The 24504-nt window shown below is 62.4% G+C and carries 33 protein-coding genes and 1 pseudogene; 17 read left to right on the forward strand and 17 right to left on the reverse strand.

Annotation, left to right across the window (positions count from 1 at the left end; all coding sequences use genetic code 11):
- Positions 1 to 82: 82 nt before the first annotated feature.
- Complete coding sequence (locus LPW26_RS07860) at positions 83 to 442, reverse strand: GFA family protein (RefSeq protein WP_238734031.1); 360 nt, start codon at positions 440 to 442, stop codon at positions 83 to 85.
- A 561-nt stretch (positions 443 to 1003) separates the two neighbouring features.
- Complete coding sequence (locus LPW26_RS07865; protein WP_238734033.1) at positions 1004 to 1471, reverse strand: hypothetical protein; 468 nt, start codon at positions 1469 to 1471, stop codon at positions 1004 to 1006.
- A 104-nt stretch (positions 1472 to 1575) separates the two neighbouring features.
- Here LPW26_RS07865 and LPW26_RS07870 point away from each other — a divergent pair, with 104 nt between their 5' ends.
- From LPW26_RS07870 to LPW26_RS07885, 4 genes are all read left to right on the forward strand, one after another.
- Complete coding sequence (locus tag LPW26_RS07870; RefSeq protein WP_238734034.1) at positions 1576 to 1833, forward strand: hypothetical protein; 258 nt, start codon at positions 1576 to 1578, stop codon at positions 1831 to 1833.
- A complete protein-coding gene (locus LPW26_RS07875) occupies positions 1811 to 2041 on the forward strand; it encodes a hypothetical protein (RefSeq protein ID WP_238734036.1) in 231 nt (76 codons plus the stop codon). Before LPW26_RS07870 ends, LPW26_RS07875 begins: the two co-directional genes overlap by 23 nt.
- 133 nt (positions 2042 to 2174) lie before the next feature.
- A complete protein-coding gene (locus LPW26_RS07880) occupies positions 2175 to 3647 on the forward strand; it encodes a hypothetical protein (RefSeq protein WP_238734038.1) in 1473 nt (490 codons plus the stop codon).
- A 127-nt stretch (positions 3648 to 3774) separates the two neighbouring features.
- Positions 3775 to 5430 (forward strand): fumarate hydratase, encoded by a 1656-nt coding sequence (locus tag LPW26_RS07885; protein WP_238734039.1) that lies wholly within the window; start codon positions 3775 to 3777, stop codon positions 5428 to 5430.
- Positions 5431 to 5641: 211 nt separating this feature from the next.
- Here the strand turns inward: LPW26_RS07885 and LPW26_RS07890 are convergent, their stop codons facing one another.
- Complete coding sequence (locus LPW26_RS07890; RefSeq protein ID WP_238734040.1) at positions 5642 to 5938, reverse strand: hypothetical protein; 297 nt, start codon at positions 5936 to 5938, stop codon at positions 5642 to 5644.
- A 301-nt stretch (positions 5939 to 6239) separates the two neighbouring features.
- Between LPW26_RS07890 and LPW26_RS07895 the strand changes: the two genes are divergently transcribed.
- Positions 6240 to 6947, forward strand: coding sequence for an Ig-like domain-containing protein (locus LPW26_RS07895; protein ID WP_238734041.1), 708 nt, complete (start codon positions 6240 to 6242; stop codon positions 6945 to 6947).
- A gap of 16 nt (positions 6948 to 6963) precedes the next feature.
- Here the strand turns inward: LPW26_RS07895 and LPW26_RS07900 are convergent, their stop codons facing one another.
- Entirely contained in the window at positions 6964 to 7536 is a 573-nt protein-coding gene (locus LPW26_RS07900; RefSeq protein ID WP_238734042.1) for an inner membrane-spanning protein YciB, read from the reverse strand.
- 151 nt (positions 7537 to 7687) lie between these two features.
- Between LPW26_RS07900 and LPW26_RS07905 the strand changes: the two genes are divergently transcribed.
- On the forward strand, positions 7688 to 8491 hold the full coding sequence (locus LPW26_RS07905) for a DUF6321 domain-containing protein (RefSeq protein WP_238734044.1): 804 nt from the start codon (positions 7688 to 7690) through the stop codon (positions 8489 to 8491).
- 127 nt (positions 8492 to 8618) lie between these two features.
- Positions 8619 to 9308, forward strand: coding sequence for an SET domain-containing protein (locus tag LPW26_RS07910; RefSeq protein ID WP_238734046.1), 690 nt, complete (start codon positions 8619 to 8621; stop codon positions 9306 to 9308).
- Positions 9309 to 9516: 208 nt separating this feature from the next.
- Here LPW26_RS07910 and LPW26_RS07915 read toward each other — a convergent pair.
- Positions 9517 to 9912 (reverse strand): annotated as a pseudogene (locus LPW26_RS07915) (hypothetical protein); the annotation flags it as partial.
- Positions 9913 to 10025: 113 nt separating this feature from the next.
- On the opposite strand from LPW26_RS07915, the gene LPW26_RS07920 reads away from it, so the two are divergent.
- Positions 10026 to 10847: a helix-turn-helix domain-containing protein gene (locus LPW26_RS07920; RefSeq protein WP_238734048.1), complete on the forward strand. Its 822-nt coding sequence runs from the start codon at positions 10026 to 10028 to the stop codon at positions 10845 to 10847.
- Between the two features lie 73 nt (positions 10848 to 10920).
- The gene (locus tag LPW26_RS07925; RefSeq protein ID WP_238734050.1) at positions 10921 to 11586 is read left to right on the forward strand and encodes a DsbA family oxidoreductase; all 666 of its coding nucleotides are present in this window, start codon (positions 10921 to 10923) and stop codon (positions 11584 to 11586) included.
- A 3-nt stretch (positions 11587 to 11589) separates the two neighbouring features.
- Here the strand turns inward: LPW26_RS07925 and LPW26_RS25375 are convergent, their stop codons facing one another.
- Positions 11590 to 12741 carry a GNAT family N-acetyltransferase gene (locus tag LPW26_RS25375; RefSeq protein ID WP_238734052.1) on the reverse strand — a complete coding sequence of 384 codons (1152 nt, stop codon included), beginning with the start codon at positions 12739 to 12741 and terminating at the stop codon, positions 11590 to 11592.
- A 241-nt stretch (positions 12742 to 12982) separates the two neighbouring features.
- On the opposite strand from LPW26_RS25375, the gene LPW26_RS07935 reads away from it, so the two are divergent.
- A complete protein-coding gene (locus LPW26_RS07935; RefSeq protein WP_238734054.1) occupies positions 12983 to 14446 on the forward strand; it encodes a caspase family protein in 1464 nt (487 codons plus the stop codon).
- A 34-nt stretch (positions 14447 to 14480) separates the two neighbouring features.
- Here LPW26_RS07935 and LPW26_RS07940 read toward each other — a convergent pair whose 3' ends face one another.
- Positions 14481 to 14720: a PilZ domain-containing protein gene (locus LPW26_RS07940; RefSeq protein WP_238734055.1), complete on the reverse strand. Its 240-nt coding sequence runs from the start codon at positions 14718 to 14720 to the stop codon at positions 14481 to 14483.
- 267 nt (positions 14721 to 14987) lie between these two features.
- Here LPW26_RS07940 and LPW26_RS07945 point away from each other — a divergent pair, with 267 nt between their 5' ends.
- Positions 14988 to 15137 carry a hypothetical protein gene (locus LPW26_RS07945; protein ID WP_238734057.1) on the forward strand — a complete coding sequence of 50 codons (150 nt, stop codon included), beginning with the start codon at positions 14988 to 14990 and terminating at the stop codon, positions 15135 to 15137.
- Positions 15138 to 15141: 4 nt separating this feature from the next.
- Here LPW26_RS07945 and LPW26_RS07950 read toward each other — a convergent pair whose 3' ends face one another.
- A complete protein-coding gene (locus tag LPW26_RS07950; RefSeq protein ID WP_238734059.1) occupies positions 15142 to 15606 on the reverse strand; it encodes a PaaI family thioesterase in 465 nt (154 codons plus the stop codon).
- A gap of 317 nt (positions 15607 to 15923) precedes the next feature.
- On the opposite strand from LPW26_RS07950, the gene LPW26_RS07955 reads away from it, so the two are divergent.
- Together LPW26_RS07955 and LPW26_RS07960 are read left to right on the forward strand one after the other, a co-directional pair.
- Positions 15924 to 16205, forward strand: coding sequence for a hypothetical protein (locus LPW26_RS07955; protein WP_238734061.1), 282 nt, complete (start codon positions 15924 to 15926; stop codon positions 16203 to 16205).
- Positions 16206 to 16361: 156 nt separating this feature from the next.
- On the forward strand, positions 16362 to 17048 hold the full coding sequence (locus tag LPW26_RS07960) for a Crp/Fnr family transcriptional regulator (RefSeq protein WP_238734063.1): 687 nt from the start codon (positions 16362 to 16364) through the stop codon (positions 17046 to 17048).
- A 92-nt stretch (positions 17049 to 17140) separates the two neighbouring features.
- Here the strand turns inward: LPW26_RS07960 and LPW26_RS07965 are convergent, their stop codons facing one another.
- The 4 genes from LPW26_RS07965 to LPW26_RS07980 form a co-directional block, all read right to left on the reverse strand.
- A complete protein-coding gene (locus LPW26_RS07965; protein WP_238734065.1) occupies positions 17141 to 17278 on the reverse strand; it encodes a hypothetical protein in 138 nt (45 codons plus the stop codon).
- Between the two features lie 242 nt (positions 17279 to 17520).
- Positions 17521 to 17880 carry a hypothetical protein gene (locus LPW26_RS07970; protein ID WP_238734067.1) on the reverse strand — a complete coding sequence of 120 codons (360 nt, stop codon included), beginning with the start codon at positions 17878 to 17880 and terminating at the stop codon, positions 17521 to 17523.
- 496 nt (positions 17881 to 18376) lie between these two features.
- Positions 18377 to 18694, reverse strand: a complete 318-nt coding sequence (locus LPW26_RS07975; RefSeq protein ID WP_238734069.1) for a ferritin family protein — start codon at positions 18692 to 18694, stop codon at positions 18377 to 18379.
- A 17-nt stretch (positions 18695 to 18711) separates the two neighbouring features.
- Positions 18712 to 19209 carry a response regulator gene (locus LPW26_RS07980; RefSeq protein WP_319942167.1) on the reverse strand — a complete coding sequence of 166 codons (498 nt, stop codon included), beginning with the start codon at positions 19207 to 19209 and terminating at the stop codon, positions 18712 to 18714.
- Positions 19210 to 19276: 67 nt separating this feature from the next.
- Here LPW26_RS07980 and LPW26_RS07985 point away from each other — a divergent pair, with 67 nt between their 5' ends.
- Positions 19277 to 19459 (forward strand): hypothetical protein, encoded by a 183-nt coding sequence (locus LPW26_RS07985; RefSeq protein ID WP_238734071.1) that lies wholly within the window; start codon positions 19277 to 19279, stop codon positions 19457 to 19459.
- 30 nt (positions 19460 to 19489) lie between these two features.
- Here LPW26_RS07985 and LPW26_RS07990 read toward each other — a convergent pair whose 3' ends face one another.
- Positions 19490 to 19747: a hypothetical protein gene (locus LPW26_RS07990; protein ID WP_238734072.1), complete on the reverse strand. Its 258-nt coding sequence runs from the start codon at positions 19745 to 19747 to the stop codon at positions 19490 to 19492.
- Between the two features lie 212 nt (positions 19748 to 19959).
- Entirely contained in the window at positions 19960 to 20208 is a 249-nt protein-coding gene (locus tag LPW26_RS07995; RefSeq protein ID WP_238734074.1) for a hypothetical protein, read from the reverse strand.
- Between the two features lie 198 nt (positions 20209 to 20406).
- Here LPW26_RS07995 and LPW26_RS08000 point away from each other — a divergent pair, with 198 nt between their 5' ends.
- Positions 20407 to 20610, forward strand: coding sequence for a hypothetical protein (locus LPW26_RS08000; RefSeq protein ID WP_238734076.1), 204 nt, complete (start codon positions 20407 to 20409; stop codon positions 20608 to 20610).
- On the forward strand, positions 20610 to 20843 hold the full coding sequence (locus tag LPW26_RS08005; protein ID WP_238734078.1) for an RNA-binding protein: 234 nt from the start codon (positions 20610 to 20612) through the stop codon (positions 20841 to 20843). Before LPW26_RS08000 ends, LPW26_RS08005 begins: the two co-directional genes overlap by 1 nt.
- Here the strand turns inward: LPW26_RS08005 and LPW26_RS08010 are convergent.
- Both LPW26_RS08010 and LPW26_RS08015 read right to left on the reverse strand, forming a co-directional pair.
- Positions 20840 to 21319 carry a hypothetical protein gene (locus LPW26_RS08010; protein WP_238734080.1) on the reverse strand — a complete coding sequence of 160 codons (480 nt, stop codon included), beginning with the start codon at positions 21317 to 21319 and terminating at the stop codon, positions 20840 to 20842. The two genes, LPW26_RS08005 and LPW26_RS08010, sit on opposite strands and share 4 nt — an antisense overlap.
- 18 nt (positions 21320 to 21337) lie before the next feature.
- Complete coding sequence (locus tag LPW26_RS08015) at positions 21338 to 22480, reverse strand: ImmA/IrrE family metallo-endopeptidase (RefSeq protein ID WP_238734082.1); 1143 nt, start codon at positions 22478 to 22480, stop codon at positions 21338 to 21340.
- Positions 22481 to 22562: 82 nt separating this feature from the next.
- On the opposite strand from LPW26_RS08015, the gene LPW26_RS08020 reads away from it, so the two are divergent.
- A complete protein-coding gene (locus tag LPW26_RS08020; protein ID WP_238734084.1) occupies positions 22563 to 23435 on the forward strand; it encodes an IS1 family transposase in 873 nt (290 codons plus the stop codon).
- Here the strand turns inward: LPW26_RS08020 and LPW26_RS08025 are convergent.
- The gene (locus LPW26_RS08025) at positions 23432 to 24412 is read right to left on the reverse strand and encodes an Abi family protein (protein WP_238734086.1); all 981 of its coding nucleotides are present in this window, start codon (positions 24410 to 24412) and stop codon (positions 23432 to 23434) included. The two genes, LPW26_RS08020 and LPW26_RS08025, sit on opposite strands and share 4 nt — an antisense overlap.
- Positions 24413 to 24504: the final 92 nt, after the last annotated feature.

A 24504-nucleotide genomic window follows, 5' to 3' on the forward strand; every position in this document is an offset into this window, starting at 1 on the left:
CAGTCGCTGGTGGTTATGGATTCCGGGTTCGCGAGCTGCGCTCGCGCCCCGGAATGACGAATGAGAGTTTGGCGACGTCCTGCTACCTGCTCTTGCCATCGACGGGCGTCAGCTTCAGCGTAGCTAGATCGATGCCGTCGATGCAGGCGACGTTGAGGGCGATGACTTCGCTGCCGTCCGGCTTGGTTCCGCGCGCGAACACTTCGACGCCGCACTCGCCGCACTGCTGATGACGGATCGCCCGCTGGTTGAACAGATACTCCTTCAGGCTGTCCTGTCCGGCCCGCAGTTGAAAGCTCTGCGGTGGCAGGAAGGTCAGATGCAGGCCCTTCTTGGTGCAGATCGAGCAGTTGCAGGCCGTCACCATGGTGAGGTCGGTGGTGCATTCGAACCGCACCTGGCCGCAATGGCAGCCGCCGGTGCACACTTTCAGTCCGGTCATGATCGCGCTCCGCCGCCCGGCCGATCGGGCTTGTCTTGTCTCCTCTGTACCAGTGCGGAGACGGCGGGATAACGCCGGACTCTGAAAATAGGTGCGCCGGACGTGAAAAGCCCCGCGCAGGGCGGGGCTGGTCACCAAGTCTGGTCACGATGGCTGATCGCCCGCTCGCGATCAGGCGAGCTGGTCGACCCGCGTTCCTTGTCCGGGCGGCAGAGCCGCCTTGACCGGCTGCGTTGTGGAGGAGTCGTCCTTGTCCTTCGGCGGGGGCGGAGGGGGCGGGGGGCTCGCTTCGACAGCCGGCTTCGAGACGGGCGTCGACGAGACGCTCGAGATACTACTCATCATCGATCCTCGTAGGTTTGCGAGTGTCTCCGACGACTCTCGGGGATGGTCGTTCGCCCTATGCGTTGGGCGGGACCGCGCCCGTCATCGGATGATGCGAGCATCGCGCCTTCCAGTGAACTTTGCGCGCAACCGGGTGGTGGGATTTACTTCAAATGCCGTGCTTGCCCGGCGCCCCGATCCGCCCCGGCCGAGCTGCGCCGTGGAAGCGTCCGGCGCCTATTCGCTCTTGTCGCGCGACACCGCGATTGACGAATCCGTCTTGCCGCGGATGCAGCGCATGTCGAGCCGGCGAAACCGCGATTTGACGTCGTTGCCGCGCAACAAGCCGACCCGGCCAAAGCAGCGCTTCACCCCGCGCCGCGTATCGGCCTTGGGGATCGTGAACACGATTGCCGAGGCGCTGGCGATCAGCTCCTGAAACTCCGCCGACGGCTTTCGCGCCGGCGCGATCCCGAAGACCTCGTTCTTCACCGTCCGGCTCGGACACCCCAGCCGCAACGACTTCGCCGCCGGATGCGCCAGATAGATCACATTCGCCACCGTCTTGCCGATCGTCACCCCGTCGATCTGTGACTTGAGCTGCTGCGCAAGGTCATCGCAGCGATCGGCATGGGCGGGGGAGGCGAGGGCCGTCAAGAGGGGGAGGACGGTGGCCACAGTCAAGCAGGGCAGTCGGATCGGCATCGACGATTCTCCTCGGTACCTCCGCACTCAACCGTGGCACGAGGCGAGATGCAAGTATCGCCGCCAACACCCACCGGCCGGCTCTGGTTGTGTTAGGATAAGATATGGATCAAGACGATATCAAAGCGATTTTGGACCGCGTCCTGACATGGCCCCCCGAGCGCCAGAAGGATGCCGCCCAGCTACTATTGGTGATGGAGGAAGCGGATGCGAACCCTTATCACCTGACCGAAGCGCAGGCCGCGGAAGTTCGACGCCGGATCGCGATGAAAGGCGGGGCGGTGTTGACGCTCGACGAAGCCCGCCGACATTTCGAGCAGCTCTTCCGTGAGGGCTCGGGTGGTGAAACGGAAGAAAGATGAGATTGGTCGGGCGCGGATCGTCGGCGACGTCTTGCCGCCGCCGGATCGTCTCGTGCTACGCGAAGGCAGCGTCAAGGTAACCCTCAGCCTGTCGCGGCGCTCGGTGGATTTTTTCAAGCGCGCCGCGGCCAAACAGAAGGTGCCGTATCAGCACATGATCAGAGCGCTGGTGGACGGTTATGTGGAGGGCTCGGAGGGGCGGCGCTGACGATAAGCGAATATCCTCGCATCCTTTCGCCATAGGCGTCGAACACACTTCAAACCAAAGCTCGATTTGCATCTTTCCCTTTTTTGTGGAGGATGCGATATTGTTATTTTAAATGAGTATTTGGGGTTGATCGATGTCGGATATTCCAAGCTATTTGAGCCGAGGAGAACGGGCTCGGCTATTTCCGGTCTTAGCGGACACTTCTAAAGAAGGCCGTACAGCGTCGATCCTGCTCGCCTGCCTTGCGAATGTCGATGAATTCGGCCACTCGATGATGGGCACTGTCGGTCAGCGGGTAGGTCCTCGAACGAAAATTGAGACGTTCACTGAGATCTGTTTTTCATCGAAGGTCGACAAGATTCGTCCGGATGGGCTTATCGTGCTCACAACGGGCAGCCGGCAATGGCGAGCCCTTGTTGAAGCTAAGGTCGGAAATTTTGATTTGGAGATAGGCCAAGTCGAGAGCTACCTGGCCCTTGCGCGTGAGAACGAGATCGATGCGCTGATTACTATTTCAAATCAGTTTGCTGCCGTTCCTGCGGTGCATCCTCTGCAGCTCGCTACGTCGGCCAGACGAAAGATAGAGCTATTTCATTGGTCTTGGATGCATGTGTTGACTGAGGCTAGTTTACTTCTCGCCAACGACGAGATTCTCGATCGGGATCAACGGTTCATTCTCAATGAGATGGTCCGTTTTCTGACGCATCCCAGCGCGGGGGTTCGGGGTTTCGATCAGATGCCGGCCTGCTGGACGGATCTGGTCGCCTCCATACAGGCGGGGGCGGTGCCTGCGGCGAGCTCTCCTTCCACTCGGGAAGTGGTAGGAGCGTGGCATCAAGTTGTAAGAAATCTCTCTCTCACGATGAGTCGCCAGCTTGGAGTCGAAGTCTCGCCGCGGATTCCGAGAGAGCATCTGCGGGACTTGGATGCACGAGCGAAGGCTGATAGCTGCCTCTTGTGTGATGATCATACCTTGTCGGCGACATTGATCGTTCCAGACGCGGCGTCTCCTCTGGAAGTCACTGCTGACGTTAAGGCGCGATCGCTGACTATTTCCATGCACCTCCGCGCACCCGACGACAAAAAGGGGACAAAGGCGAGGTTGAACTGGTTGTTGCGCCAGTTGCCATCGACGACAAATGAAAACTGGCACGTTCGACTTTACTGGCCAGGCAGAACAAGTAGCACTCAACGGCCTCTGAAGGTGCTCAGAGAGAACATCGATGACGCCGTGGACGAGCGAGCTGGACAGGTTGTCACGTCTTTCGACGTGTTCCTTGTTCGCGATATTGGGGCTCGTTTCTCTCAACGTAAGAATTTCATTGTGGATCTCGAATCGATTGTGCCTCAAGCCTACGATCAGGCCGGGCAGCATTTGCGCGCATGGCAACGCACAGCTCCCCGTCTGCCAGAAGAAAAAGCGGTTCCTGCAAGCGTCAGCACGGAGGCGATGCGAGACGCCGCCGAACTAGAGCTGACCGGGCCCGAGGAGAAGTCCGTTTGCTCTGTGGAGGCGAGCATGCTGCCAACTGAGGCCTTGGTCGGGGCGGTGCCCATTGAGCTTCCAGCAGACCCCACCCAGGATGCGGCCGACGGCGCCGCCTGACAGAAGACTGCATCACGGGAGCTTCCAGACGCGCCCTCGGCAAGTCTCCCGCCCATTTTGAACCCTTCAAAATCCCGCCGAAACCGCCTAGACAGGGCCCCGAATTTCCCCATTCGAGGCCCCGCCCATGAACGCTCCCACCGCCATTCCGTCCGCCGCCACTCCGGTTCCGCCGTACAAGCACACGCCGCTGTTTCCGCTGGGAACGGACACCACGCCGTATCGAAAGATCACCTCCGAGGGCGTGCGGGTGGAGAACGTGCTGGGCCGGGACATGCTGGTGGTCGAGCGCGAGGCGCTGCGGGCGCTGTCGGAGGCGGCGTTCGGCGACATCAACCATTATCTGCGGCCGGGCCATCTCGCCCAGCTGCGCAAGATCCTCGACGACAACGAGGCGAGCCCGAACGACAAGTTCGTGGCGCTGGATTTCCTGAAGAACGCCAACATCGCCGCTGGCGGCGTGCTGCCGATGTGCCAGGACACCGGCACGGCGATCATCATGGGCAAGAAGGGCTGCAACGTCATCACCGCCGGCGACGACGAGGCGGCGCTGTCGGAAGGCGCGCGCGATGCTTATCTGCGCCGCAACCTGCGCTACTCGCAGGTCGCGCCGCTGACCATGTATGAGGAGAAGAACACCGCCAACAACATGCCGGCGCAGTGCGAGATCTACGCCGAGGGCGATGACGCCTACAAGTTCATGTTCATGGCCAAGGGCGGCGGCTCGGCCAACAAGAGCTTCCTGTTCCAGGCGACGCCCTCGGTGCTGACCCGCGACCGGCTGCTCGCGTTCCTGAAGGAGAAGGTGCTGACGCTCGGCACCGCGGCGTGCCCGCCCTATCACCTCGCGATCGTGATCGGCGGCACCTCGGCCGAGCTGTGCATGAAGACCGTGAAGCTCGCCTCGGCGCGCTATCTCGATGCGCTGCCCACGCAAGGCTCGGCGGACGGCAACGCCTTCCGCGACCTGGAGATGGAGCAGGAAATCCTCAAGATGACGCAAAGCCTGGGAGTGGGCGCGCAGTTCGGCGGCAAGTACTTCTGCCACGACGTCCGCGTCATCCGGCTGCCGCGCCACGGCGCGTCGCTGCCGATCGGGCTCGGCGTGTCGTGCTCGGCCGATCGTCAGGTGCTCGGCAAAATCACCAAGGACGGCGTGTATCTCGAAGAGCTCGAGCACAATCCGGCGCAGTATCTGCCGGAGGTCGAGCAGGCGCTCGGCGGCGAGGTGGTGCAGATCGATCTGGACCAGCCGATGAAGGACATCCTCGCCAAGCTGACGCAATATCCGACCAAGACCCGGCTGTCGCTGACCGGCACGATGATCGTGGCGCGCGACGCCGCCCACGCCAAGCTGCGCGAGCGCCTCGACAAGGGCGAGCCGCTGCCGGACTACTTCAAGAACCACCCGGTGTACTACGCCGGCCCGGCCAAGACCCCGGACGGCTACGCCTCCGGCGCATTCGGCCCGACCACCGCGGGGCGGATGGATTCGTTCGTCGATCAGTTCCAGGCGGCCGGCGGCTCGATGGTGATGGTCGCCAAGGGCAACCGCGCGCCCGCGGTGCGCGAGGCGTGCAAGAAATACGGCGGCTTCTATCTCGGCTCGATCGGCGGCGCGGCCGCCAACCTCGCCGAGCACTGCATCAAGAAGGTCGAGGTGCTGGAATATCCGGAGCTCGGCATGGAGGCGATCTGGAAGATCGACGTCGTCGACTTCCCGGCCTTCATCATCGTCGACGACAAGGGGAATGATTTCTTCAAGGAACTGAATCTGGGCTGAGGCGCCTCCGCGCGCCTGCCACCTGCTTCGTCATTCCGGGGCGCTCACGAAGTGAGCGAACCCGGAATCTCGCCGTTCAGGGCACCCAAGCGGTTCAACGCAGAACATCTCGGGATTCCGGGCTCGCTCGCTGACGCGAGCGCCCCGGAATGACTGCTTGGGGCGGGTGCGCTGCCGCGCAGGCGGGGCGCTGCCGGGGAGGCGGGGTGCCTTACGCCCGCGTGCCGGTGAACGGGAATGAGCCCATCGGGCCGATGCCCATTTCGCCCGAGATGCTATCGCCCGACACCTTGCCGGTGTAGGTCAGCGTCAGCGGGATCGGGTTGGTGATGTCGAGCTTCCAGGCGAGGTCGTCGCCGTTCACCGTGCCGTCGAAGATCTGGCCGGAATCGCCATCGGCGGATTGCGTGCCGGTGAGCGTGCCGCCATCGGCCTTCAGCGTCAGGTCGGCCTGCCGCTCGCCCATCGGCGTGCTCATGGTGATCTTCCAGTTTCCGTCGACTGCCATCTGTTTCTCCCTTGAGCAGGCCGTGGGACACGGCCGGCGACCCTGCTTTAATGCGTTTTCGCGCGAAGTGGAATTCGGCTCGGCTGCAGAAAGTTCGAGCTTTCAGAAAATGCCGACGCGCTTGCAGGATAATTCACAACCACGATGCCGCCAGTAGGCAGGATGGCGCAGCAAGGGTGCGCGTCGCGCTGAACCATCCGCGCTTTTACGGATACAGATACCAGTGGTGCGGTATTGATCAGGTGATAGGATGCTCGTCGGAGGACGTCCCGAGGTTCACCGCCAATGGTGGAGACTCGTTATGCGGATGTCATTCTGGCGAGCCCTGATTGGGGTTGCCGCGCTGGTCCTGATTGCACTGCCGGGCACGGCGCTCGCTCAATATGAAGTGCTCTCCGAGCGCACCACGATCGGCCTGACGGTGACTGTGGACCCGGCCGTGCCGGGGCGCGCCACACTGCGGGCGGAGGTCACCACGCCGTTCGGTGCCGGGGTTCCAGAGGGACGCATCACCTTCCACGACATGACCACCCAGCAGGTGCTGGGTTGGAGCGGCGTCGAGCAGCCGCAGATCATCATCGACGGGGTGTCGCCCGGGCGGCATATGCTGCGCGCCGATTACAGCGGCACCACCGCGTATCTGCCGCTGATCATGCTGCCCAGCCAGTCGGCGCAGGTTCCGCTCAATATCCGGATGCAACCGGCGCTGACGCTGTCCTCGTCGAGCGAGCTGGTGGCGCCGGGCGATCTGGTGACCTTCAGCGTCACGGTGACCGGCCATGCCGGCGTGCCCTGCGGCCGTGTCACGCTGCGCGACGGCGACGAGGTGATTGCCGGCCATTTGCGGCTCGACCACGCCGGTGCGGCGGCGTTCACCACCTTGGCGCTGCCGCCCGGTCCGCACAGCATCGTGGCGGTCTACGAAGGCGACGAGCGCTACGCGGCGGCGACGATCGAGATCGAACAACAGGTGACGTCGACGCTCGCTGCGGTTGCGCCGCAGCTGTAGATCCCGGCCGGCGCGGCTATTCGGCCATCGACACAGCCGCGGCGGTTTCGGCGCGGCGGCGGCTGCGGATCGCCAGCCGGAACACCAAATACTGCGCCGCAAGCGCCGCCACCTTGGCGGCTGGCGCGATCACCATCACAAAGAACGTCCAGGCCTTGATATCACCGGTCATCGCCGCGGCGATCACGCCGGCGCCGAGCGCAATCATCAGCACCGCCCAGAAATAACCGGACACCCGCACGTAGTCGGGGATCGTCGTGGCGACGATCGGCGGCACGTAGCGCAGCATCCAGTCCCGCCGCAGCATGATGGCGCCGACCGCGATGTGGCCGATGCTCGGCTTGATCAGCACGAAGCGCGGATCGTTGGTCAGCAGTGTCGCCCCGCCGAGCACCACCACCATGGCGACGCTGGCATAGGCCATGACGTCGAGCCGGAAGCCTTTGACGCGGGCATAGAGAAACTGGCCGACCGCGCCGATCACCGCCACGATCGTGGCCAGGGCGACGTTACCGGTCGAGAAATACAGCACCACGAAAAGGATGGTGGAGAAGAAATCGTTGCCGAGCTTGGCGAACGCGGCCTTCATCGCGAGTTCCTCCCGGCAGCACCCGCGCCGCGGCGCGGATCGATCGTCCCGATAGTGCGCGGGGCGGAACGTGAAGTAAACCGCGCAGCAGCGCGAGGCGATTGTCTCACGCCGGCGTGAAACCGGAAGTGCTGTGTGGCGTTGGTGCGCCATGGCCAAATCGACGCGAAAAGCAGCACCTAAATCCTCCAGGACGAAGAGCGCCAAAAAGGCGCCGTGGTCGCGAAGCAACCCGCGCAAGCGCGCCGGCAAGGCGTCGAAGCATCTGTCGCCGGCCAAAAAGTCCGCCGCCAAGGCTCGCGCGAAACGCGCCGGGCGGCCCTATCCCAACCTGGTGGACAACATGGCCCTAGCCTCGACGTCGAAATCATCCAAGTCCTCAAAGTTTAAATCATCCGCGTCGAAGGCGTCCAAGAAAGCCAAAACGGCCAAGGAGTCCTCAGCCAAGAAGTCAGCCAAGAAGAAGGCCACCGCCCGCAAAGGCTCTGCGGGCAAGAAGGCCTCGAAGAAGAAATCCTCGACCAGCAAAGCTTCAGCCAAGAAGAAAAGCACGCGGGCCACCCCGCGCAAGGCGGCGGCCGCCAGAACCTCTCCAGTCCGGAGGTCTTCCAGACAGCCGGCCGAGAAGGACCCTCGCGGCGGCCTGACCGCGGCGGGCCGCAAGGCCTTCGCCGAACGGGACGGCGCGCACCTCAAGCCCGGCGTGACGAAGACGGCGTCACAGATGTCGCCGGCCGAAATGCGCCGCAAGGGAAGCTGGGCCGTGCGGTTCTATGGCCGTGCCAAGTTGCCGGCCCTCAAGGACAAGCAAGGTCAGCCGACCCGCTTCGCGCTGTCCGCCCACGCGTGGGGCGAGCCGGTGCCGAAGACCGAGGCGGCGGCCCGGCGGATCGCCGCCAAGGGCGAGCGCCTGCTCGAACGCTATCGCCAGCTGAAGGACAAGGGCGCGGCCTGACCGCGGCAGCGTTGCCGATCTGGCTGGGGACGGCGCTGCGACGAGCCCTGAAACCCCTGCACATCGCGGCGGAATCGATCTAGAAGGGCCGCTTGCGCCCTTTCATCGTTCGTGACGTTCAAAGCTCATGCCGGATCCTTCGTCCAAGCCCTATCGTGTCGGTCGCTCCAAGACGGGCCTCGGCCTGTTCGCCACGGAGCCGATCAAGAAGGGCACCAAGATCATCCGCTATTTCGGGCCGATGCTCGACTGCAACAAGAAGAAGGACGACGCGGTCGAGAACAAGTATCTGTTCCAGATCAGCAAGCGTTGGACCGTCGACGGCTCGGTGCGCAAGAATATCGCGCGCTACATCAATCATTCCTGCAAGCCGAACGCCGAGTCGGACGTCAGCGTCCGCAAGCGCAAGATCATGATCCGGGCGATCAAGAACATCGAGCCCGGCGAAGAGATCAACTACGACTACGGCACCGAGTACTTCAAAGAGTATCTAAAGCCGATCGGCTGCAAATGCGACGCCTGCGAGAAGAAGCGCCTGAAGAAGGCCGCCGAAGCCCGCGCCGAGAAGAAGCAGGACAAGCAAAAGGCGAAGGGCAAGGCGGATAAGTCAAAGGACAAGGAAGCTGCGAAGTCCAAGGCTAAGGCCGGCAAGCCAAAGGCTGAAAAGGTGAAGGCTGATAAGGTGAAGTCTTCCAAGGCCGACATGAAGTCGGCGAAGGCGAAGTCAGCAAAGGCCGGCGCCAAGGCTTCCAAGGCCAAGGCGTCGAAGACGCAGCCCAAATCCGCGAAGCCGAAGTCCGGCAAGGCCGCGGCTTAGTTCGCCCGGTCTTTCGTCTGCACAATCCTCCGTCATGCCCGGGCTTGTCCCGGGCATCCACGCCTTACGGCAGTTTTAGCAACAAACACGCGCTTGCCCTGAAGGCTTCGAACAGCTTCTCCGTGTCATTGCGAGGAGCGCAGCGACGAAGCAATCCAGCGCAGTGCTCGGCGCGTGGATTGCTTCGCTTCGCTCGCAATGACGGTTGGGCCGTCACCGCCGCGTGGCTCCGCTTCAGCCCCATATATTGCAGCTCCGCGAACACGCCGACGGCGATGGCCTGCATCACCACGAAGGCGAGGCCGAGCGCATTGGGCGCGACCGCGCTGCTGAGCAGCAAGGTGATGCTGCCAAGCGTCCACAGCGCGTTGCCGATGATCACCAGCAGCACCAACGGGCGCTGCAGCGCGGCGCGGCTGCCGAGCCAGCCGACGAACGCCGCGTAGGCAATCAGGAACAGGCCGGTTTCCAGCAGCAGCGGTTGCGGCAGCGCCAACAGCGGGGCCAGCATGCCGGCGCCGAGCGTCAGCAGCAGCGCCATGGCGCCGCTCACCAGCGCATCGGCCTGCAGTGCGCGGCGAAGCAGCAAGGACGGGTGAATCATGATCGTCTCCTTTGGTTCGATGGGCGATGTTCGAACCATGAGGGCGCCCGCCGCCGAATTCGATTACCTCGCAGGTCATGGAAGCTGTGCCGGGCGCGTGCTAGTTTTGCCGCATGAACACGTCCATCTCCTCGGCCCAGGCCGCCGCCGGCGCGCAACCGGTCCGCATCGGCGATTACTTGCGGCAATGGCGGCAGCGCCGCCGGCTGAGCCAGCTCGATCTCGCACTCGACGCGGAGATTTCCGCGCGTCATCTGTCGTTCGTCGAAACCGGCCGCGCCGCGCCGTCGCGCGACATGGTGATGCGTCTCGCCGAGCGGCTCGACGTGCCGCTGCGCGAGCGCAACGTGCTGCTGGTGGCGGCGGGCTTCGCGCCGGCGTTCCCGCTGCGGACGCTGGACGATCCGGCACTTGCCGCGGCGCGCGGCGCGGTCGAGCAGGTGCTGAAGGCGCACGAGCCCAATCCGGCGCTCGCCGTCGATCGGCACTGGAACCTGGTCGCCGCCAATCGCATGGTGATGCCGCTGCTGGACGGTGTCGCGCCGTCGCTGCTGACGCCGCCGCTCAACGTGCTGCGGTTGTCGTTTCATCCCGACGGGCTGGCGGCGCGCACCGCCAATCTCGGCGAATGGTGCGCGCATCTCCTGGAGCGGCTACACCGGCAATGCGAGGTGAGTGCGGATCCCAAGCTGCTCGAGCTGTATCACGAGCTCAAGACCTATCCGGTGCCGGCCCGCGCCGCGCCGGTCGCGGCCGATGCGGTCGCGGTGCCGTTCCGGCTGCGGCACGAAAGTGGAACACTAAGCTTCATTTCCACCACCATGGTGTTCGGCACGCCGGTCGATGTGACGCTGTCGGAGATCGCGATCGAGACGTTCTTCCCGGCGGATGAGGCCACCGCGGCCGTGCTCCGCGGCATGGCTGCAAACCTGTAGCGCCTTGCACGCAATTGCCCCGCGCCCATCTGTATGGGACTGTGAGCCAGGGAAACGAAACCAGGAGGCGCCGATGAGCGCGCTGAAGCCGCTGAAGATCGATGTCGTCTCCGACGTGGTCTGCCCGTGGTGCTATATCGGCAAGAAGCGGATCGAGCAGGCGCTGGCGCTCGCGCCCGACGTGCCGGTCGAGCTGACTTTCCGGCCGTTCTTCCTCAATCCCTCGGTGCCGCGCGAAGGCATCGAGCGCGACGCGTATCTCACTCAGAAATTCGGATCGCCGGAGCGCTACAAGGAACTCGCCAGCCGCGTCGTCGACGCGGCCGCGCAGGAGGGGCTGGAGTATCATCCCGACCTCGTGAAGCGGCAGCCCAACACGATCGATTGCCACCGCCTGATCCACTGGGCCGACGCGATCGGCAAGGGCCCGGCGATGAAGCAGCGGCTGATGGAGTTGTACTTCCGCGACGGCGGCGACCTGACGGATATCAACGTGCTGGTGCAAGCCGCGGCCGAGATCGGTCTGAACCCCGACGAGATCCGCGCCAGGCTGGCCACCGATACGGATGTCGAACTGATCGCCGGGCAGGCCAACGAGGCGGCCGAGAAGGGCATCTCGGGTGTGCCGACCTTTGTGTTCGCGCAGAAATACGCGGTGTCCGGCGCGCAGGATCCGGCACAGCTCGCCAAGGCGATCCGCCACATCTCGGAGGAGATCAACGCGCAGGCGGCGGAGTAGGCCTCAACGCTTCAGCAGCCGCTTTGCGGTCTGGCGCAATGCCTCGCGGGCGCGGAGCGCCGCGGTGATCGGCGCGAACAGCGGATCGCGGGTGCGCAGCGGGATCAGCACGTCGCCGACCGCAAACCGGCCGCGCCAGATCGGATCGATCATCGGGTGGTCGGGCGCGGCGGTGGAGTCGACCAGCCGGATCGCCGGATCGGCGCACAGATGCCGCGTCAGCTCCAGCGTCAGCAGCACGCCGGGTGAGCTGCGCGCATGCTGTTCGGCTATGCCCAGCTTGAAGAAGTAAGCGCGATCGCCATGCCGCAGCACGATGCCGGCGGCGATCGCCTCGTCGCCCGCGTGCAGCAGCGCAATCTCGCAGGCGCCGCGTCCAGCCAAGGCAACGGCCGCCTGCCGCAGCCGCGCCGCCAGCTCCGGCTGATGCAGCAGCGCGGTGCCGCGGCGGCCCTTCCAGCCGCTGGCTTCGAGCGCCAGGAACACGTCGTAGCCTTGCGCCACGTCGCCAGGCGTCTGCGCCACGCTGAAGCGCACTTCGCGATGATCGGCGAGGCGGCGCAGTAGACGACGATATTCCTTCAGCCGCTTGCCGCCGAGCGCATCGCGCAGCAATTCCTCGCTGTCGCGTGTCGCATCGAGGCAGGCGCGCGACCAGCCGCGCAACAGCACCGGCTCACGGCCTTCGGCCTGCGCCGCCTGCGTCAGCAGCCGCACCGCGTCACCGTCCCGTGCGACATCGCGCAGCAGCAGCGCCCGGGCGCCGGTGCCACGCGCCCCCGTCAGCAGCGTTGCGGCGGCCTGGATCCCGTCGGCACGGTCGAGCAGCGGTGTATCGAGCGAGCGGAACGGATCGGCCGAGACCAGCACCGGCAGCGGTAGCCGGTAGGCGTTCCAGCACGACAGCACGGGCAGCAGGCCGGTGAGGCGGCTCCCAGCATCAAACGCAGTCAGGGCGCGCGTCACGCTGCGGGCGCGGGCATCGCCGTTCGCGGCCAGCGTCCACTCCGGCAGATAGTAGCCGTTCGGCTCGATGACGCGCCCGGCCAGATCGCGCCAGGCCTGCTCATCGAGCGCGGCGAGCGACGGCAAGGCGCGGGGCGCCGCGTCCTGCGACGCGTTGCGAGCGGCCGGCGTTGCTTGCGAGATGTCCACTACGGGTGCGTCCTGAATCCTCCGGGGCCGCGCCTTGCAGCACGGCCGTGCGTGCCGGAAGCTAGCGGAGCGGGTGTTCGATTCCGTAAGCTGAGGCGCGGATTTGCCGGGTAGTGTTAATCGAGCCTTACCCGGCTCGTTGAATGGCCATCCTCGCTGGCGCGGCGTCGGATTGCCGCGGGGGTGAACCGCAGTGCCGTGCGGGCCGACCAACGACGGGGATTGATCTGGAGGACTATTGATGCGCGCGATTTGGACGGCGGCGATGGCTGCTGTGCTGGTGCTGGGAGCGAAGGCCGCATGGGCTGAGAGCCGCGTTGCGCTGGTGGTGGGGCAGTCTGCCTATCGGGCGGTCCCGGCGCTGCCGAACCCGGCCAATGACGCCAAGGCGGTCGAGAAGCTGCTCGGCGAGGCCGGCTTCGAGGTCACCGCCGCCAACGACCTGACCCAGACCGAGCTGCGCCAGATGGTCGGCGACTTCGCCGCCAAGATCGCCGCCAAGGGGCCCGACACCGTGGCGCTGATGTTCTATGCCGGCCACGGCATCCAGGTCGACGGCGAGAACTATCTGATCCCTGTCGACATCGATCCGAAGCGCGAGACCGACATCCCGCTGCAGGCAGTGCGGCTCGACGACGTGCTCAATACGCTGACTTCGGTGCCGACGCGCAGCCGCATCATCATGCTGGATGCCTGCCGTAACAACCCATTCCCCGAGATCCGCAAGACGACCGGGCAGGGGCTGGCGCTGGTCGATACCAAGACCGGTTCGCCCGGCACCTTCGTTTCGTTCTCGACCTCGCCGGGCGCCGAAGCCGAAGACGGCGGCGGCGCCAACAGCCCTTATACGACGGCGCTGCTGGAGGCCGGCCGCAAGAGCGGGCTGCAGATCGAGGACACGTTCAAGCGCGTCCGGCTGGCGGTCAACAAGGCCACCGAGGGCCGACAGACGCCGTGGGACTCATCGTCGCTGATCGATGACTTCCGGTTCTTCGGCGCGAGCGAGGCCGCGGCGCAGCCGGAGAAGAAGCGCACGGTGGAGGAATGGCGGAGCCTGCTCAAAGGCAAGAAGGTCGAAGAGGCGAACGAACTGATCGTCTCCGACGGCTCGGTCGACGCCTATGAGGCTTTTGTGTCGCTGTTCGCCGAGCCGCCGCTCGGCACCCAGGCGAAGCGCTGGCTCGATCGCCATCGCAGGATGCAGGCCTGGAACAAAGCGGTGCTCGCCAACACCGCATCGGCCTACAAGACGTTTCTCGATCAGTATCCCGAGAGCGATCTGACCGTCACCGCCAGGAAGCTGGAGCTGCGGCTGCGCAACAAGCCGGAAGTCGCGGTGGCTGTTCCGGTCGCCACGTCGCTTGGTCCCACGCCTGTCGCCGCGCTGACGCCGGCATCCGGCGCGACCTGCCCATGCGGCGCGCCGCCGGCAATCGAGAAGAAGGCCGATAAGAAAACCGAGAAGTCCAAACCGAAGCGCGCCGAGCGCGATGAGCCAAAGCGGACAGCGTCAAAGCCGCCGCGCGGCCGTGTGTACTACGAGGATGATGTCGACGATGTCGTTGTCGTGCGTCGTCCGCCACCGGACTATTACGACGTGCCGCGGGGCCCCGGGATTTCGATCGGCGGCGGCTTCCGTGGCGGCAGTATCGGCCCGCGTGGGCCGACCGGCGGCAATATCGGCGGAGGGGGCGGACGCTACTGATCGACGCCGGTCGCCGATGTGAGCCGGCGATCGGCTACTCGAAGGCGACACCAACGCGCTGGGCGCTGCTCCAGACCGGGCGGCAGCGATGCATCACCTTGTCGCTTTCGATTACCAGCATGAAGTGCTCGGGCAGGCCCACAGGGCCCTCGAGGTCAATCCGCGCGCCGCTGGCCGACAGGTTGCGAACCGTGCATTCGAAGCCAGCGCTGTTGAACGCGACTGTGCCGCGCTTGTAGACTCGCTGGCGGGGGACGCTTCGTCTCTCGGTCATCGTCTCGGGTCCGCTCTATTGCGATGCTGGACCTTCGCATAGGAAAATTACGGAGACTTTGATGCGATTGCGCTGCAAACGCGTGTGCTGTTTAGGATTCGTTTACCAGAGCGTCGCCCGTCTCCCCTCCCTGTTCCCCATTCCTCTCAGGCGCGCCGGCTGCGCACGCCGCAGGATTCTGTTCGGTTGAGTTCCGTAGGGCCGAAGGAGCAACCATGAGGACCGTGTACGCGGCAGCTTGCGCCGCTGGATTGATGACCTCGCCGAGTGCAGCGCAGGCCGACGCTCGAAGGCGAGTCGGACGGGGAGATCATCGACACCGAGGCGTTCGTGGAAACGCCAGGCAGGTCGGCGCTTGTCGCGGCCAACCTCACCGCCAGCATCGTCATCGCGGCCGCTAAGGTGCTCGGCCGGTAAGCCGTCACAGCATCGCAAACGCGCTCGACACCATGGCGACGGGATTGCCTCCACCGGCTCCGTACAACGTGACGCGGCCGAAGCTCATGGTACGGCCGAGCCGCACCACGCGGGCTTCGGCGAGAACGTCGGACGAACTGACCGCTTTGAGGAAATGGGTGGTCTGATCGACAGTGGTCATCGGTCTGAAGCCGCGGTTGGCGGCGCTGATCGCGAACACCATTGCGGTGTCGGCGAGTGCCATCAGCGCCTGACCGCAGACGATGCCGCCGCTGCGGCAGATCCGCTCCGAGAACGCCATCCGCAGCGTCGCTCCGGGCTGCCAATCCGCGGCGGCGCCCTGCGGCGGATTGGTTTCGATCGTTTCGACCGAGAGCCTGAGGTCGAGCACCCAGGGCGCGAACATTTCATCCAGCATCCGACGCGCGTCCTCGAGCCCGAATTCCGCCGCCTGAGCGCTATCAGCCATAACGTTTCTCCCTTGATGCATGTCGATACGTGACCGTCGCCTCCATCCGTGCGGAGGGCATGCCATTTGGTTGTATCGGACCCGATTCTGCACGGCTTGAAAACGCCACGGTCGTTCCCTTAAGGTCCGGCCGTTCAGTAGGGTGGCGTATGGTAAAGCGTTCGGTGCTGGTGCTCGGCGTGGTTGTTGCGGCAATTTTTCTCAACGGCTGCACGCGTTGTGGTCCAATCTGGGACGATTGGATACCGTCGCCAAAATCCTGCAGATCCGATCGCCTGTAATGCAGTCGCGGCCGCTGGGCCGCGTAGGAGTGTCCAATGAAGTTGTTGCGCGGCGCTGCGGTGAGCATCCTGTTGGTCGGCCCGGCCTATGCTCAAATGCCGAACGTGAACCTGATGCCCGAGGTTCAGCATAAGTCACCTGAGGAGAAGGCTCAGGACGCGATCAGAGACAAGGCTTATCGTGAATCGCTGCGCAAGATCCCCGATGCCAAGGCGCCGAACGATCCGTGGGGCGACGTGCGTAGCAACGAGACCACACCTTCCAAGCCGAAGACCGCGACTACGAAGTCGAAAAAGTCCGGGCCGGCAACAAACTAATTTCCGCAGATAAGTGCGACCACGCCGAGATCTCGTGTTCAAAACGGCACAGATTTTTCTATAGAATTGATGTTGATGGTCCGCTGCGGCGACTGTTCGCCGCGCGGCTGCTCGCGTTCGACGGCAGACGGCGTTGAAGCGATTGCAGGATCACACGTGAATTCTTTCGAGGCGGCATTCGACCCGATGGCGTTCCTAGGCAGTGCGGGGCCGGGCCGGACAATCCAGCAATTCCGTAAAAATCAACACATCTTCGCCCAAGGCGACAGGGCCGACAGCGTGTTGTACTTGCAGCACGGGCGCATCAAGCTCGTGGTGATGTCGGAGCAGGGCAAGGAAGGCGTCGTCGCCGTTCTCGAAGCCGGCCAGTTCTTTGGCGAGAGCGCGCTGATCGGGCGCCGCCGAGTCTCCACTGCGGTGGCGCTCGAAGACTGCACCGTCACCACGCTGACCGGCTCGACGCTGATCGCGACGCTGCAGCGTGAATCGGGCATGTGCGAGTACTTCATGACGCACCTGCTGAAGCGTAATTGCCGGGTCGAGGAAGATCTGATCGATCAGTTGTTCAATTCGAGCGAGAAACGACTGGCGCGGCTGTTACTTCTGCTCGCCGACCTCGGCGAAAACGACACCGTCAAATCGCTCCCGGTCGATATCAGCCAGGAGACGCTGGCGGAGATGATCGGCACGACGCGGTCGCGCGTCAGCCACTTCATGAACAAGTTCCGCAAGCTCGGCTTCATCAACTATAATGGCCACATCGAGGTCTATCCGGCGCTGCGGAGCACCGTGCTGCCCGACAGGGCGCGGCAGCCGGACCTCGACGTTCGTCGCTCTGAATAGCGGTTCGATCCGCTCGGCGATTTGGTCAGGGTGAGTATCGATGCGGTCGCAGCACAAGCGCCCGTGACCGGCGCCGCAGGGCGTCCTCCGCGTCAGCTCTTGTCGCCGAGCAGTTTGCCGTCGGTGCGGTTGACGAAGTGCACCTGGGTGCAGGCCGGACAGCGGATCAGCTCGAATGTCGTCGCCGTCGGCGGCGTGATATCCTCAGCGACCCAGGCCTGAACCTTCATGGCAGTCCGCGGGCATTTGTAGATCACATGGGGCATCGGAGAGGCCGGAGCTCCCGGGAAGTTTACGGGACGATTGCCGGCCCGAACCCTCGGCCCTTTGATCTAGATCAAAAGTAGTATAATTATACCTAAGAATGCATGCAGAATCTATCGACTTCGATGGCCTGCACCTCAGTCGGGGAACTGGATGCAGGTCGCCATCGGTCGGGGGACTCAGTACTGTCGCCGCGAGGCACGCTTCCTTATTGGCGCGCGCAGCTCAGTACGATGCTTGCTGCGGTCGGGCCGCAGCGCGCCGTCAGCACGCCGCGCTCGACCGCAATGGTGTCGCTGAACCGGGCCGAGGCGCTGCCGATGCACAGCGCCGACACCAGTGTCTCGCCGCTGTCGCAGGTCGTTGGGCAGCCATCGGACGAGCACGTCGTCGAGGTCACGGTGCGGAAATTGCTCGACGAAGCGCCGTCCTTGCCGGGAGGACCGGCCGGGCCAGCCGGGCCAGCGGGACCTTGCTCGCCTTGGGGGCCGGGCGTGCCCTGACCGAGGTCGCAGCCGGCCAGCGCCAGTGCTGCCGTTACCATCAAGATCGAACTGCCGAGACGCATTCCACACTCCCTGTGAGCTTGGGCCCGTCCGCGGACCCGTTGCGCTGGCCGCAAAGCTGCATCGGGGATGCTGTCGGGAGGCGTCATCGGCCTTTCCAAGGAAGCATCCCGCCGGCGGTGCAGACCACGGCTTCGCCAAGTTTACGCCGATTGCTGTCCGCCGAAATTGCGATGGCGCAAGCCCGCTGGCGCATCGTCGGGGCTGCCGCTCGCCGTCGATTGCTGGGGCGGAGACACCCTGGAATGAAGGAGCCCCGAACGAGGCCATGTTCGGGGCTCCCGTCAGCGTCGGAACTCCCCACCTCTAGAAAGCTCGGCAATGACGGCGGGCAGGCTATCCGGCCAGCTCGGGCTCGCATTGCGTGAAATCAAAAACTGATTTCCGCCGCTCTGACGCGATCTGTCTTCCCGGTACTACCCGCGGTACTCAAGCCACGGCGTGTTTGCCACGACTGCGAACTCAGGCGCGCCCGCGAGCCCGATCATCGCCCCGGGCTTAGCGCACGCTGCGCATCTGCCGATCGCGATCGTTCAGGCTGGCCATCAGTTGCAGCAGCACGCGTCGCCGCTCTTCGTCTTGGGTTTCCGACAGCAGCCGTCGATACAGCTTGAGGTTCTCTTCGCGAACAAACTTCTCCAAGGAAGTGCCTGTTCGTTCCGGGATTGTTGGCCGGCCAAAGCCGACCCGCGCGATACGACTGCCTGTCCGAATGGTGGAAAAATACAGCGATTGCGGCCCTCTGTCGACTGCCGGCCGCATCGCTGGATCAAGGGAAAGTACGGATGCTGTCAGGAAAACTCCTTGCAGCTTCAACGACCCATGTTCACCGGTCACGCCCCTGGCGGGAGACTTGCCGTCGGATTGTTCAAAAGCTGCGCGACTGCGGAGACGACCTGAGATGGTGCGAACGGCTTGGTGATCAGGAGGCTGTTTGGGACGCCGCGGGATGCCCACTCGGCGGCGCTGTCGCCGGTCATGTAGATCACTGGCAAGCTGGGATCGGTTTCTCGCGCCAGGCGCCCCACATCCCAGCCGTCCATGCGATCGCGGCCGAGATTGACGTCTGTGATTACCGCGCGGAAACGGTCCGGCTGCGCCAGCAGTTTCTCTGCGTCCTCGCCGGAAGCCACGGCCTCGACCTGAAACCCGCCTTCCTCGAGAGCTTCCTGCACAAGGCTCTGGATCATCGGTTCGTCTTCGACGACCAGCACCACGATCGAATTTTCCAAGACGAACCCCTGCCACAGGCATCGACTTCCAAGATCGACAAGTCCCGGATGATCTGGAAGTTCCGTTCCGCCTGGAACGAACACGCGAGATGCGTCCATGGGCGGATGGCATGGACACATCGGAGCGCGCTAAAGCTGCAGTCGAGTAACGCGCGGGAGTTGATCTATGACTTGGTACGTGGACGCCATTCTGGTCGGGATCATCCTGCCCTGGATCATCGTGACCTATCGGCTGATCGCCGCGTTCCGCGTCGGCGCCGTCCCCGGGCTGATCGCCTGGGCGAAATGGGCGGTGCCCTGCGTGCCTGCGATGCTGCTGGTGATGTGGGGGCTGCAGAGCCTGCGCTGAGGCGAAGCTCGGCGTGACACGATCGCCCAATCAGCCCGAGAAGCCGCCGTCGCCACGATTGATCGACAGCATCATGCCGTTCTTGATCCGGCGGACCTCGGTGAACGCCCGCTGCACGCCCGGATCCGCCGAGTCGGTGGAAAAGGTGATCAGCTTGGTGCAGTTCGGACACTGCACCTGGAACCCCTCGCGAACGTTCTTGACCTTCTCGCGGAACGGAACTCTGCATTTGCTGCAGAGAACTTTGACCTTGTCCGGCGGCTGAGGTGGGGCGAGCTGCATGCGCATGCTGCAGTTCTGCGCGGTAAGCATTGATGAACCATGAAGGCCAACTCGGATTTGCTCGACCTGGCTTCACGCGCCCGCTCGTCGTCACGGCGAGCTTTGCGACGGTCGTCAGCGTTCAAGGAGCGTCGCGGTTGGTCTGCGCCCGTTTCGATTCGAATCGCGCGTAGCTGTCAGTGGTCCAGGCGCCGGCCCGGTGTTGATTCCGACTGTCTTCAGTCGGTGCCGAAGGCGATCGGCATCTGCGACAGTCGCCAGTGCGTCGGCCGGCGCGGTACGGCTTCGTGGGTATGGCAGTGGACCCATCCGCCGATCACGCGTCGGCATGGCTCCAGATTCCACTCGACCCGGCCATCGACGATCACGGCCAGTTCCAGACCAACGTCGTAGCTCTCGGTCCCAATCGGTTGCCACATACGACTAAAGGTGCATCGTGCCGGCAGCGCGGCATTGTCGCCGATCAAATCGCGAAGCCTATGCACCGGTTTTCAACAGCGTTTATCCCTCGGAAGCGTTGACTTCGGCTGTGGGGAAGACGAGCGGGCTGGCCCACCGGCGATCGCACCAAGAGGTAGTGTCTCATTTTGAAAATATTCCCACTTGACGGCCGGTTTCGCTGGTCCTGCCACCGTGGTATGCTTAGCGGAAAGCAGGAGGCGTAGATGGGCGATAGGTGGGTTAGGTGTACAGGACACGGCGGGCGCGAAGTGCTCGTAAATTTAGGCAATGCGCTGACAATTCAGCGTTTATCAGGCGCGGCCGGAAACGACTTCACCCGCATCAATTTCAGCATCGATGGCGATGGCAAGAACGGCCTCTCTGTTCAGGAGCATCCGGACGAAATCCTCAAACTGAAGGCTCTTTGATGCCCAGAGGCCCCAAAGGCGAAAAACGCCCCGCCGACGTGATCGGCGCCGCCGTCATGGTTGCTCGGATCGCCACCGGGGAGATCGAGGAAGGCACCGAGCCGGAAACCAAGGCGGCAGCAGCCTTGGGCAAACGGGGCGGCAAAGCCCGCGCAGCCAGCCTCACCCCCGAACAGCGCTCGGAAATTGCCCGAGTCGCTGCCGAGGCAAGATGGAAAAAAGGCGACCGTTAAGCCGCCTTATCGTCCCTGTCATCCGCGCTCTTACGCAGCTCAATATCGAACGCCAGATCCAGAACCATCTGAATCGGCTCTTCGCTTGGGTGCGCCGCGTTCCAGTGATCTTGATCGTAGGTGAGCATCACACCGTCGCTGACCATCTGCTCACGTCGGTTGTAGAGGGACATGTGCATCTGGGGCCGCGTCGCTTCTTCAATATCGACAAAGAAGTGCAGTTGCGTCCCGCCGTGAGCCTGCTTTACGGCGTGATAGACGCGATATGGCTTCCCCGTCGTCTTGTCATAACTAATGACTTCGCGAGCGTCGTCCGAGAACTGTTTAGTGAGCAAGTCAATCGGGTCTGGCGGCGTAGGAAGCGGCCAACCGCGCTTCACTGCCCACAACGCAACCTTACGCATGTCAATTTCAGTAACCTTCGTCTCTTCCTTATAAGCTCGGATGAGACGCTGCCGTTCCTTACGTCTAGACATCGAGGTATCTCCGTTTGATCAATTGCCTAGCGGCACAACATCTCCCCAACCGTCCGTGATCGCGTTAGGCGTCACGATCGAACGGATCTTCACGATATGATTGCCGAACCGGTCATATCGACCGATGCGGCGACGCAATTGCCCTGCAATCAAACCAGGGTGAACGTTGATCATCTTGGCAAAAGCCAAGATGTCTCGTTCGGAGAACATTGGAGCCTTTCTTGCAACGAAGGCTTCCAACATCTTTTGTGGTACGCAGAACTCAGCGGCAGCGGCATTTGCTACGCGTTCTTCCTCAGCAATGCCTTCGCAAGTGCCGGCACTATCGCCTTCCAAATCGGAGTCCAGCATCATGCCACCGGCGCCATGCCGCTGGTCGACGTGCTCCAATTCGTGTCTTAGGACAAACCAAAAATTATCGATCCGATCGAAGCGCATCGAAAGCGCGATCACCGGAGACCTCTCGTTCAGCCAAAAACATACGCCGTCGATTTTTGCCGAGGGAAGAGATTCGACGACTAAAAAACGGATGCCGTGCTCGGCGAGTATGCGAGGCACTTTCCGCGCTTCCTCGGCAGATGAGAGTAACGGCCTAAGTTTTGAAATTGCAGATTTGGCGGATGCTGGGGAATAGCGCGCGACAAGCATTTCGCTCGCGATCTTTCGAACCCGGTAAAGCCATGCGAGTTGCACAGGAGTAGCTTCAGTATTGACCTGTGTTCTTTTAGCCGCGTGCGGAAGTATCTCGATGTCTTCGACACGGTTGACGCCGAAGAAGCGCACTAGCTCCGGCTGGACCATCGGGTCTTTGAGGTCTTTAGCGTTTATCCACCCCCGTTTAATCATTTCCGAAACAGGCAACTTGCCAAAGAGATGCGCGCGGGTCTCTCGTACCGGATCATGCCGTGCGGCCAGTCGGGCTTGGGATAGGTCATAGCTTTGCTGAAGCTCAAGGAAGTGCTCGGCGGGGACGCAGAACGCTTCCTCCAAGACGACGGCTAGATCGGCATCGATGGCACGTTTGCCGTTGACGATCCGAGAAACGGCCGTCTCATCCATCCCTAGCACCAGCGACAAAATCCTGTTCGTCCATCCTTTTTCCTTCAAAAGGGCGTCGATAAGCTGATCCGGGGAGCGAAATTGGCTGGAATCATCCATCATGGCCGCAGCTTAGCCGGTTTGCGCAAACTTGCAAACTGAACTTTATGCTTGACATCAAGTATGAAAATTTCATTATGAACGCATGAACAAATTGCCCCTGCAGAAGCGTGTCCAGATCCTCTCGATGCTTTGCGAGGGAAGCTCCATGCGGTCGATCAGCCGGGTGGCTGACGTGTCGATCAACACGGTTAGCAAGATGCTGGTCGATGCCGGACAGGTCTGCGCCGCCTATCATGACCAGTATGTTCGCGGCCTGAACTGCAAGCGCGTCCAGTGCGATGAAATCTGGTCGTTTTGCTACTCGAAGGACAAGAACGTAAAGGCCGCCAAGGCCGCTCCGAAGGGCGCTGGCAACGTCTGGACTTGGACGGCGCTGGATGCCGACACCAAGCTCATCGTGACATGGAGCGTCGGCGACCGCGATGCTGACAACGCGGCGAACATCATGGAGGACTTGCGTGACCGGGTTAAGACCCGGATGCAGCTGACGACTGACGGACTCAAGGTATATCTGGAAGCCGTTCAGGAGGCTTTTGGCGTCGATGGCATCGACTACGCCCAACTGGTCGAGATTTACGGCGCGGCCCCTGGAAAAGGCGACGAGAGCCGCTACAGCCCCGCAGAGTGCATTGGCTCAAAGAAGGTGAAGGTTGAGGGTGAGCCGGATATCAAGCACGTCAGCACGTCTTATGTGGAACGCCAGAACCTCAACATGCGGATGGGAATGCGCCGCTTCACCCGACTGACCAACGCCTTCTCAAAGAAGCTCGACAACCACTGCCACGCGCTGGCGCTCTACTTCATGTTTTACAATTTCTGCCGTATCCATAAGACGCTAAGAGTGACACCCGCAATGGCCGCAGGAGTTACGGAAAAGCTTTGGAATACGGAAGGCATTGTTGCGCTAATCGATGCGCGGGACGAAAGAAAACGCACGCGCCAACCGGGCGCTTAAGGCGCAAGGCGCCATTCTTTTCTCTGTTTCCAGTCCTCGGGAAATCCCATAGACGTTAGGGGAATACGCGGGTGTGAATCGATGATCTTTCCAAGGGCTTCTGCCCAATGGTTGTTAGACCATATCTTTTGCAAAATGATCTGCATTGCTAGTAGTACCGAATAAATACGGTCATTCTGACCGTTAAACTGCACTCTACGAGCATTTGGAATTGTTAGCTTAATCGTTAAAACGCGGTTCCAGAGCCTCGAATGATGAGCACAAAGGTTTCTGACATATGAGATTGCGTGCAGCCAAGAACTTAGAATCTGGTGGTTGAGCCCAAACTTTCTGCAGACATCGCCGTATTCGGGGTGCTTTAGAAACTTGAAGCACTGAGAGATTGATCCAAATGATATTACCTCAAATGTCATCCAGCACGGCGGCAACTCCGGGCGATCGTATGAGTTGTAATAGTGCTTGATAAAGACATCACGTCTTGAAGCTTGGTTATGGCCAATTTGCCGTTTTAAATCTGCGATGAAATCGGCGTGCCATGCATCAAGGTCAAATCGCTCATGCCGATGATAGAAGCCCGGTCTTCCGAATTTAGTTTTGTCCATGTACCAGTGCGGGCCATGTCTTGACGCGACCGAATTCGATATAGCGGCGCGGGCAGCTATCTCAATTTTTTCAACAGCCTCTAGCACCAACATCCGAAGCTTGCGGTCGAAAATATATCTGTCGTGGACCAACTCAAATGTCGTGCCCGGGTGGTAATACGCCGAACCGCCGTTAAGACCGGATTTGAAGGGGTGCAGATAGCCAGAGAACCTATAATAGCCAATGTGCTGTAAGTGGTCGAAGGAATCTGCCCAATTCTCGAAAACCAAGCCTCGGCTAGCGAGAAGTATGGCCTGCTCTTCCAATCCAAGAGCGGGCTTCGCAAACGTAATGCGCGCCAAAGTTGCGGCCCCAGACAAGGAAAACCCCACCATATGCGCTTCCAAGGAGAGGCGGGCGGGGTATTATTGATGGCGAACGTATAGTGCATGGGTGAAAAGTCAATTACTGAAGGTCAATCAATTGT

This window comes from Rhodopseudomonas infernalis (assembly GCF_022271405.1).
Taxonomy (GTDB): domain Bacteria; phylum Pseudomonadota; class Alphaproteobacteria; order Rhizobiales; family Xanthobacteraceae; genus Rhodopseudomonas; species Rhodopseudomonas infernalis.